The sequence below is a fragment of the Streptomyces sp. NRRL S-495 genome, assembly GCF_000966955.1.
In the GTDB taxonomy this organism is placed as follows: Bacteria; Actinomycetota; Actinomycetes; order Streptomycetales; family Streptomycetaceae; genus Kitasatospora; species Kitasatospora purpeofusca.
Genome location: NZ_JZWY01000208.1, coordinates 1 through 8,136 on the forward strand (window position 1 = coordinate 1; position 8,136 = coordinate 8,136).

An 8,136-nucleotide genomic window follows, 5' to 3' on the forward strand; every position below is an offset into this window, starting at 1 on the left:
GGGCAGGGTGCTCTCGCCCATGCCCTCGACCTCGAAGCCGGCGTCCGCGATCATGTCGAGGTCGGTCTGCCCGGCCTGGCCCTCGCTGGTCAGGTAGTCGCCCAGGAAGATGGAGTTGGCGAGGTGCAGGCCCAGCGGCTGCATGCTGCGCAGGTGCACCTCGCGGCCGCCGGCGATCCGCACCTCGGTGTCCGGGTTCACGAACCGCACCATGGCGAGGATCCGCAGGCAGCGCTGCGGCGAGAGGTTCCACTCCTTCGCCAGCGGCGTGCCCTCGAACGGGATCAGGAAGTTCACCGGCACCGAGTCGGAGCCCAGCTCGCGCAGCGCGAAGACCACGTCCACCAGGTCCTCGTCGCTCTCGCCCATGCCCGCGATCAGGCCCGAGCAGGCCGACAGGCCGGCGCCGTGCGCCTTCTGCACGGTGTCCACCCGGTCCGCGTAGGTGTGGGTGGTGGCGATGTCGCCGTAGGTGCCCTCGGAGGTGTTCAGGTTGTGGTTGTAGGCGTCGACACCGGCCGCCTTCAGCCGCTCCGCCTGGTTGTCGGAGAGCAGGCCGAGGCAGGCGCAGATCTCCACCGCCGGGTCGGCCTCCTTGATGGCCGCGACGGTGTCGGTCACCCGGTCGATGTCACGGTCCGTCGGGCCGCGGCCGCTCGCCACCAGGCAGACCCGCTTGGCGCCGCCCGACACGCCGGCCTTCGCCGCCTCGGCGGCCTGGCCCGGCTTGAGCCAGGTGTACTTCAGGATCTCGGCCTTGGAGCCCAGCCGCTGCGAACAGTAGGAGCAGTCCTCCGGGCACAGCCCGCTCTTCAGGTTCACCAGGTAGTTGAGCTTGACCCGGCGGCCGAACCACCGCCGGCGCACCCGCCCGGCGGCCGCGACCACGTCGAGCAGCTCGTCGTCGGTGGTGGCGAGGACGGCGAGCGCCTCCTCGCGGGTGGGGGTCTCCCCACGCAGGCCCTTGGCGGTGAGGGTATCGAGCAGATCCATGGGCCTGATCCTGCCTGCTGGGCCGCGACGGACGCCAGAGGAAACCCACCAGAAGATCCCAGGGAGGATGTGCGAGTTGTCACAGTGTCGAAGCTCACGGTAGTGGCGCCGGTCACGTCGCCGGAGAGGGCCCCCGGCGGGCCTCCCGCGGGCCCTTCCACCGGCCCTCTCGCAGGCCCTTCCGCAGCCCTTCCCGACGGCCCTCCCGCAGCGCTTCCCGGCACCCCGGCCGCCGCTCCGCCCCCGTGATCTCCACCACTCGTGACCTGCATACAATCGGCCGCATGACCACGCAGGGGGAGCGCGCCCCGTCATCGGCAGAATCACCGGCGGAGCGGCCGGCGTACGACGTGTCCGAACGGCCGGACGGGGCGTACCGGCCCAGACGCGTGACCGCCCGACGGGTCGTCGGCTGGATCACCGTCGTCGGCGTGGTCGCGGCCGGCGGATGGATCGTCACCCGCCCCACGCCCGGCGACTACATACCCGGGCTGGGCCCCTCCAGCAAGGAGGCGTCCAAGACCCCGCCGATCGTCGGCGACCCGCCGCAGCGCACGCTCGTCGACCCCGAGGCCCTCGACGTCGAGGCCTACTTCCCCGCCCAGCGGATCGTGGAGTCCGGCTCCTACAAGGGCAAGCGCTCCGGCGTGCGGCGCGGCGACAACTGCACCGAGGTACTCCAGGACCGCACCCTGGACCTGCTGCGCGAGGCCGGCTGCAAGGGCTACCTCGCGGTCAGCTTCTCCGCCCAGGACAAGCCGGTGCTGAGCAGCGTCACCCTGCTGCGCTTCACCGACGCCCCGACCGCGGCCCGCGCCGCCGAGGCGCTGCGCGCCAAGTCCGGGACGGTCGCCTTCATCCTCCCGGACGCCTCCGCCGCGCCCGCGCTGCCGGCCGGCCTGGCCCGGCCCGCCATCGAGCCGCGGGTCGAACTCGTCGGCCACTACGTGACGGTGGCCAGTTCGCGGCCCGCCGAGATGTACCCCGGCGGCGGGGCCGCCGCCCCCGCGGCCCCCGCGGCCGCCCCCTCCGTACCCGGTACCGGAACCGCCTCGCCCACCGTCGGCGCGCCCGTCCCCCCGGCGAGTCCGCTGCCGGTGCCCTCGGCGAGCACCGCCGGTCTCGACCAGCTGCTCGACGAGGCCACCCGGGCCGTCTCGCACAGCGCGGGCGCGCCGTTCGTCTGGATGTAGGAGCACGGACCGAACGGGGGAGGGGCGGGCCGCGGCCCGCCCCTCCCCCCGATTCCCCGTCCGGTCACCGCTGCTGACTGACCGTCAGCCGGTGCCGGTGCCGGCTGCCGGTCAGCCGCCCAGCCGGTCCACGGCGGTGACCCGCAGCACCGCGCGGCCCTCCTCGTCCGAGCCGAAGAGGTCGACCTCGGCGCTGATGCCCCAGTCGTGGTCGCCCTCCGGGTCGTCGAAGATCTGCCGCACCCGCCAGGCCGAGTCCTCCTGCTCGATGATCAGCATCTTCGGGCCGCGCGCGTTCGGACCGGTGCTCAGGTCGTCGTACTCGTCCCAGTACCCGTCCATGGCGTCCGCCCAGCGGTCCGCGTCCCAGCCGTACTCGCCGTCCAGCGCGCCCAGCTCGTCGTAGTGCTCCAGCGCGCACAGCTCGACCCGGCGGAACATCTCGTTGCGCACCAGCACCCGGAAGGCCCGCGCGTTCGCCGTCACCGGCGCCGGCTTGTCGTCCAGCACCACCTCGGCCGTCTGCGGCCCGGTCGGGTTGGCCAGCTGCTCCCACTCGTCCAGCAGGCTGGAGTCGACCTGGCGGACCAGCTCGCCCAGCCAGGCGATGATGTCCTTGAGGTCGTCGGTCTTCACGTCCTCCGGGACGGTCTGCTCCAGCGCCTTGAACGCACCGGCCAGGTAGCGGAGCACGATGCCCTCGGTGCGGGCCAGCTCGTAGAAGCCGACGTAGTCCGAGAAGGTCATCGCCCGCTCGTAGAGGTCCCGCACCACCGACTTCGGCTGGAGCTGGTGGTCGCCGATCCACGGGTGCGCCCGCTGGTACACCTCGTAGGCGTGGGTGAGCAGCTCCTCCAGCGGCTTCGGGTAGGTGATCTCCTGGAGCCGCTCCATCCGCTCCTCGTACTCGATGCCGTCGCGCTTCATCTCGCCGACGGCCTCGCCGCGCGCCTTGTTCTGCTGCGAGGCGAGGATCTGCCGCGGGTCGTCGAGGGTCGCCTCGACCACCGACACCACGTCCATCGCGAAGGACGGCGAGGTCGGGTCGAGCAGCTCGAAGGCGGCCAGGGCGAAGGTGGACAGCGGCTGGTTGAGCGCGAAGTTCTCCTGGAGGTCCAGGGTGAGGCGCACGATCCGGCCCTCGGCGTCCGGCTCCGGCAGCCGCTCCACCACGCCGCCCTCCAGCAGCGAGCGGTAGATGGCGATCGCGGTGCGGATGTGCCGGCGCTGCGCGGCCCGGTCCTCGTGGTTGTCGGTGAGCAGCTTGCGCATCGCCTCGAAGGCGTTGCCCGGCCGCGCGATCACCGACAGCAGCATGGCGTGGGTGACCTTGAACCGGGAGACCAGCGGCTCCGGGTCGGCGCCGATCAGCTTCTGGAAGGTCTCCTCGGACCAGCCGACGAAGCCCTCCGGCGCCTTCTTGCGGACGATCTTCCGCTTCTTCTTGGGGTCGTCGCCCGCCTTGGCGACGGCCTTGTCGTTCTCGATGACGTGCTCGGGCGCCTGCGCCACCACCTGGCCCACCGTGTCGAACCCGGCCCGTCCGGCCCGTCCGGCGATCTGGTGGAATTCCCGGGCGCGCAGGATCCGCACCCGCTGCCCGTCGTACTTCGACAGCGCCGTGAACAGCACCGTGCGGATCGGCACATTGACGCCCACGCCGAGCGTGTCCGTCCCGCAGATCACCTTCAGCAGACCCGCCTGGGCGAGCCGCTCGACCAGCCGCCGGTACTTCGGGAGCATGCCCGCGTGGTGCACACCGATCCCGTGCCGGACGAAACGCGACAGATTGCGGCCGAACTTGGTGGTGAACCGGAAATTCCCGATCAGCTCGGCGATGGCGTCCTTCTCCGCCTTCGAGCACATGTTGATGCTCATCAGCGACTGCGCGCGGTCCACCGCCTCCTTCTGGGTGAAGTGCACGACATACACCGGCGCCTGGCCGGTCTGCAGCAGCTCCTCCAGCGTGTCGTGCATGGTGGTGCGGCGGTACTCGTAGAACAGCGGCACCGGACGCGTCGTGTTGCGCACCACCGTCGTCGGCCGGCCGGTGCGCCGGGTGAGGTCCTCCTCGAACCGCCGCACATCGCCCAGCGTCGCCGACATCAGCAGGAACTGCGCCTGCGGCAGCTCCAGCAGCGGGATCTGCCAGGCCCAGCCGCGGTCCGGCTCCGCGTAGAAGTGGAACTCGTCCATGACCACCTGGCCGACATCGGCCCGGGTGCCGTCGCGCAGCGCGATCTGCGCCAGCACCTCCGCCGTGCAGCAGATGATCGGCGCCGTCGGGTTCACCGAGGCGTCACCCGTCATCATGCCGACCTGCTCGGTCCCGAACATCTTCACCAGGTCGAAGAACTTCTCCGACACCAGCGCCTTGATCGGCGCCGTGTAGAACGTCCGCTTCCCCTCCGCGAGCGCCGCGAAGTGCGCACCCGCCGCCACCAGGCTCTTCCCCGAGCCCGTCGGCGTCGCCAGGATGACGTTGTTCCCCGACACCAGCTCGATCAGCGCCTCCTCCTGAGCCGGGTACAGCGAGATCCCGCGCTCCTCCGCCCAGGCGGCGAACGTCTCGTACAGCGCGTCGGGCGTGGCGGGCTTCGGCATCAGATCAAGGAGGGTCACCGCCCCATCTTGCCTGCTCGCCGCCACCCCCGGCAAAGCCCGGGGGCACCACCGGGCGGGCCGGCCGACCGCGCGGGCCGCGCCCGACCCCCGCCGGACGTGTGCCACGGCGCACATTGCCCGGGTCGCGTGGGGCGTGCCAGAGTGCCGGGCATGGTCAATCGCACCGCGCCCGAACCGCGCACCCTCGCTCCCGGCGCCGTCTTCGACTGGCTCGACGAGACCGCGGAGCAGCGGGCCCGGGCCGGACTCACCCGGACGCTGCGCAGCCGGCCCGCCGACGACCCGGTACTCGACCTCGCGGGGAACGACTACCTCGGGCTGACCCGCCACCCCGCCGTCACCGGGGCCGCCGCCGATGCCGCGCTGCGCTGGGGCGCCGGGGCCACCGGTTCCCGGCTGGTGACCGGGACCACCGCGCTGCACACCGAGCTGGAGCAGGAGCTCGCCGACTTCTGCGGGGCCGAGGCCGCCCTCGTCTTCTCCTCCGGCTACACCGCCAACCTGGCCGCGCTCACCGCGCTCACCGACCCGGACACCCTCATCGTGTCCGACGCCTACAACCACGCCTCGCTGATCGACGGCTGCCGGCTCGCCCGGGCGGACGTCCACCGGGCCCCGCACAGCGACCCGGGCGCCGTCGCCGGGATCCTCGCCGGGCGCGAGCGGCCCCGGGCGCTGGTGGTCACCGACTCGGTCTTCTCGGTCGACGGCAACGCCGCCCCGCTCGCCGAACTCGCCGCGACCACCCGGAGGTTCGGCGCCGCGCTGCTCGTCGACGACGCGCACGGCCTGGGCGTCCTCGGCCCCGGCGGCAGCGGTGCCCCGGCCGCCGCCGGTCTCGCCGGCGCACCCGACCTGGTCACCACCGTCACCCTGTCGAAGTCGCTCGGCTCCCAGGGCGGCGCCGTGCTCGGCCCCCGTCGGGTGATCCGCCACCTCACCGAGACCGCCCGCACCTTCATCTTCGACACCGGCCTCGCCCCCGCCGCCGCCGGCGCCGCCCTCGGCGCACTGCGGCTGCTGCGCGCCGAACCCCACCGCGCCGAGCGCGCCCGGGAGGTGGCCCGTACCCTGGCCGCCCGCCTCACCGCCGCCGGCCTGCACGCCTCCACCCCCGACGCGGCCGTGGTGTCCGTCCGCGCCCCGGGCCCCGAGGCCGCCGTCGGCTGGGCCGCCGACTGCCGCCGGGCCGGTCTCGCCGTCGGCTGCTTCCGCCCCCCGTCCGTCCCGGACGGCATCTCCCGGCTGCGGCTGACCGCGCGCGGCGACCTGACGGACGAGCAGATCGCCGAGGCCGTCCGCGTCATCGCCGCCACCGCGCCGGAGGGTGCCCGCGCCACCGGGTGACGTTTGTGCCCGGAGCCCCTCGGCCCCGGCAAGTGGCTTTCGGCAAAAGGCTGCTGACGGTCCGTCGGGCTGCCATCATGGGCTCTTCGGACGACCGGTGACCGGGGCGGGGGCCATGAGCGAGCAGATTGTCACGGCCCTGCTGTCCGGGCTCGTCGCCCTGGTGGTCGCCTCCGTCGGGGCGGCCCTGACCCTCGCGCAGCAGCGGCGGGAACGGGCCCGGTGGCTGACCGACCTCAAGTCCGGCTGGGCGCTGGATCTCCACAAGGCCCGGCTGGAGTCCTACCCGGAGGCCTTCCGCATCCTGGGTGAACTGTCGCACGCCTCGGGTTCCCCGCTCACCCCCGAGGCGGCGGGGCGGGTGGCGGCGGCGCTCAACGGCTGGTTCTACGGGCCGGGCGGCATGTGCGCGACCGCCACCGCCCGGGGCGCCGTCCTCGGCCTGCGGCACTGCTGCCGGCACTGGGCCCGGGACGGCGGCCGGCGCCCCGAGGAGCTCTACGGGTGGCGTGACCTCGCGGTCGCGGCCCTCCGCAGGGACCTCGACCTTCCCGGCCTGGAGTCGTACGACTTCCAGCCGGGTTCCACGATCCTGGCCGACCTCCGGCGGGAGCTGAAGGACGCGGAGAACCACCGTCCGTCGCCCCCGTCGGGCGGAGGACGAGGGATCGCCGGGCGTCCCGGCCCGTCCCCCCGCCGAGGCCCGTCCGCCCGCTGACGGCAGCGCGATTGCAGCGCCGCCACAGCCCCGCTACAGCCCCGCCAGCTCCCGCAGGAACACCGTGCCGGCGTCCTCGTGGCCGGTGCTCCCGTGGCCGGCGCTCCCGCGGCCCGCGGCGACGCGCGGGGCGGCGATCAGGACGGCCGCCGCCCGGCACCAGGCGAGGACGCGGTCGGCGTCCGCGCCCGCGACCAGGGCGGTCAGTTCGGCGATCCGGGCGGACAGCGCCCCCGGACCGGCCACACCGTCGAGGGCCCAGTCGACCAGGTCGAAGTCCGGGTCGCCCAGGCAGGCGCGCGGGTCGATCGCCACCGGCCCGGCCGGGCCGAGCAGCACGTTCGACGGATGCAGGTCGCCGTGGACCAGTCCGACCGGACCGCCGTCACCGGTCAGCTCGCGGACCAGGGCCCGGGCGTCCGCCGTCGACACTCCGGGGGCCCGCCGCTCGGTGAGGTCGAACAGGAAGTCCAGCCGCTCCGCCAGGGACGGCAGGGCGGTACGGGGCGGCGCGGGCACCGAGCGCATCGCGGCCAGCATCCCGGCCACCTCCGCCGGCCGCCAACCGCGCTCGCGCAGCGTCGTCCCCGGCCGCACGTCCGCCAGCAGCAGCGCCCCGGCCCCGGCGTCCTCCGCCAGCAGCCCCACCACCGACGGCACCTCCCGCCACGCGGTCAGCGCCACCGCCTCCTGCCGGGCCACCTCGGCGTCCGGCGTCAGCTTGAGCCACACCGCCGCACCGTCGGTGAGCCGCTCGCAGCGGAAGACCCGCGACGTGCCGCCCCCGCCGGCCGCCCGCACCGCCAGCCCCCAGCGCCCGGCCAGCCCGTCCACCAGCCGCGGCAGCCGCGCGCACCACTCCCGGGCACCCGGCCCGAAGCGGGTCACCAGCCGGGCCCGCACCTCCTCGGGAACGGTCGCGAGAGACGTCCCGGCGCCGGGGTCGGCCGTCACGGCCGCCCCACCACCAGCAGCGTCTCCGCGCCCACCGGCCGGTAGCCGGCGGCCTGGAAGGCCCGCACGCTCGTCGCGTTGCCCGGCGCCTGCTGGGACCAGACCAGGTCGCCGTCCGGGACGAGGTGCCGGGCCGCCAGCGCCAGGGCCCGCCCCAGGCCCCGGCCGCGGGCCGCCGGACCGACCTCGATCGCACACTCCCAGCGCCCGGCGACGCCGCGCCCCAGCACCAGGACCCCGCTCCCGTCCTCGGTCTCGAAGACCCGCACGTCCTCGCGGTAGCGCAGCGCGTGCACCACCCGGGGG

Annotated in this window: 7 protein-coding genes; 3 read left to right on the plus strand and 4 right to left on the minus strand. The window is 74.3% G+C overall.

Annotation, left to right across the window (positions count from 1 at the left end; translation table 11 throughout):
• Positions 1–993, minus strand: a 993-nt coding sequence (gene bioB / locus VR45_RS13085) for a biotin synthase BioB (RefSeq protein WP_045939894.1), incomplete at its 3' end; no start/stop codon positions are given.
• Positions 994–1,277: 284 nt separating this feature from the next.
• On the opposite strand from bioB, the gene VR45_RS13090 reads away from it, so the two are divergent.
• Positions 1,278–2,186: a hypothetical protein gene (locus VR45_RS13090; RefSeq protein WP_159394204.1), complete on the plus strand. Its 909-nt coding sequence runs from the start codon at positions 1,278–1,280 to the stop codon at positions 2,184–2,186.
• 111 nt (positions 2,187–2,297) lie between these two features.
• On the opposite strand, the gene VR45_RS13095 is transcribed toward VR45_RS13090, so the two are convergent.
• Complete coding sequence (locus VR45_RS13095; protein WP_199925940.1) at positions 2,298–4,790, minus strand: DEAD/DEAH box helicase; 2,493 nt, start codon at positions 4,788–4,790, stop codon at positions 2,298–2,300.
• A gap of 171 nt (positions 4,791–4,961) precedes the next feature.
• On the opposite strand from VR45_RS13095, the gene VR45_RS13100 reads away from it, so the two are divergent.
• Complete coding sequence (locus tag VR45_RS13100; protein ID WP_045939897.1) at positions 4,962–6,158, plus strand: 8-amino-7-oxononanoate synthase; 1,197 nt, start codon at positions 4,962–4,964, stop codon at positions 6,156–6,158.
• A 115-nt stretch (positions 6,159–6,273) separates the two neighbouring features.
• A complete protein-coding gene (locus VR45_RS13105; protein ID WP_045939898.1) occupies positions 6,274–6,876 on the plus strand; it encodes a hypothetical protein in 603 nt (200 codons plus the stop codon).
• 33 nt (positions 6,877–6,909) lie between these two features.
• Here VR45_RS13105 and VR45_RS13110 read toward each other — a convergent pair whose 3' ends face one another.
• Positions 6,910–7,830: an aminoglycoside phosphotransferase family protein gene (locus tag VR45_RS13110; protein WP_063772466.1), complete on the minus strand. Its 921-nt coding sequence runs from the start codon at positions 7,828–7,830 to the stop codon at positions 6,910–6,912.
• Positions 7,827–8,136 (minus strand): GNAT family N-acetyltransferase (locus VR45_RS13115; RefSeq protein WP_045939900.1); only part of this gene is annotated, 310 nt, incomplete at its 5' end. The genes VR45_RS13115 and VR45_RS13110, both read right to left, overlap by 4 nt.